Source organism: Falsiroseomonas selenitidurans, assembly GCF_012103215.1.
In the GTDB taxonomy this organism is placed as follows: Bacteria; Pseudomonadota; Alphaproteobacteria; order Acetobacterales; family Acetobacteraceae; genus Falsiroseomonas; species Falsiroseomonas selenitidurans.
On the sequence record NZ_JAAVNE010000124.1, the window covers coordinates 1 to 1,177 of the forward strand.

General features: G+C 81.2%; 1 pseudogene. It reads right to left on the reverse strand.

Annotated features, from left to right (window positions below):
- Positions 1–372, reverse strand: a pseudogene (locus HEQ75_RS27970) (hypothetical protein); the annotation flags it as partial.
- Between the last annotated feature and the right edge of the window lie 805 nt (positions 373–1,177).

The following is a 1,177-nucleotide window of genomic DNA, read 5'->3' on the forward strand; positions in this document are numbered from 1 at the left end:
CGCCCGGCCGGCAGGGGCCGGGCGCGGCACAGCCACGGACGGCGCCACTGCCGGGACGCCGAGCAGCGGCAACGGCGCCGCCGAAGCCGTCGGACCGGCGCTCTGCGCGGCGGCAGGCGGCGGGCTGCCCGCCGCCACAAGCGGGACGGTGCCTTCGGGTGCCGCAGGGGCCGGGCTGGCGGCGGGGCTGGCGACGGACGCCGTTTCGACCAGGGAGGGCACCGGCAGGACCGGCACCGGCGCGGCTGGCACCGGCGCGGCTGGCACCGGCAGGGCTGGCACCGGCAGGGCTGGCACCGGGAGGGTTGGCACCGGCGCGGCCGACACCGACAGGGCAAGCATGGGCGCCGCCGACGCCGGCAGGGCCGGCATGGGCGCCGCCGACGCAGACGGGGCCAGTACGGACGGGGCCAAAACGGACGGGGCCGGCACCGGCAGGTCCGGCACAGGCGGGGCTGACACGGGCGGGGCTGACACAGGCAGGGCCGGCAAAGGCAGGGCCGGCACAGGCGCGGCCGATGCCGGCAGGGCCGGCACAGGCGGGGCCGGCACCGGTGAGGTGGCGGCGATGCCTGGCGCGGCGGCGCCTTCCGGCCTGGCCGTCGTGACGGTGATCGTGGCTGGCAGCGCCGCCGGCTGCGGCGGCACCGGACCCGGCGTGACGGGCTGGGCCTCCCCCCCTCCTCGCCCGGGTGGCGCGGCAGCGGCGACCGCCGCAGCGGGCCGGGTTGCGACGGCCGCCGGTGCGCTGGCGGTCGGGGTCACGCTGACCGCAGCCGGGGTGGCCCCGGCGAAGCCGGCCTCGCCACCGCCGAAGGCTGGCCCGCCTGATGTCCCCAGGGGGACGGCGATGGGCGGGGCGGCCGTGCTGGCGGCGGCTGGTCGCGCCGGCGCCGCCTCGGGCGGAACCCCGGCCTGGCCGGCCGGGCCGATGCCGTCGAAGCCGGCGTGGATCGTCGCCGGACCCTGGGTGGGGACGGCCGGGGGCAGCGGCGCCAGGCCTGCGCCGGGCGGCGCCGGATCCGGCGGGGGGGCGGCCGCCATGCCGGCGCGCAAGGCAGACGCCGAGGCCCCACCCTGTTGCGCCACCTCCGGCTGCGTCACGCCCGGCTGCGTCACCGGCGGCGGCCTCGCCCCCGGCTGCATTCCGCCTTGCGGCCCCATCCCCGTCAGGGGT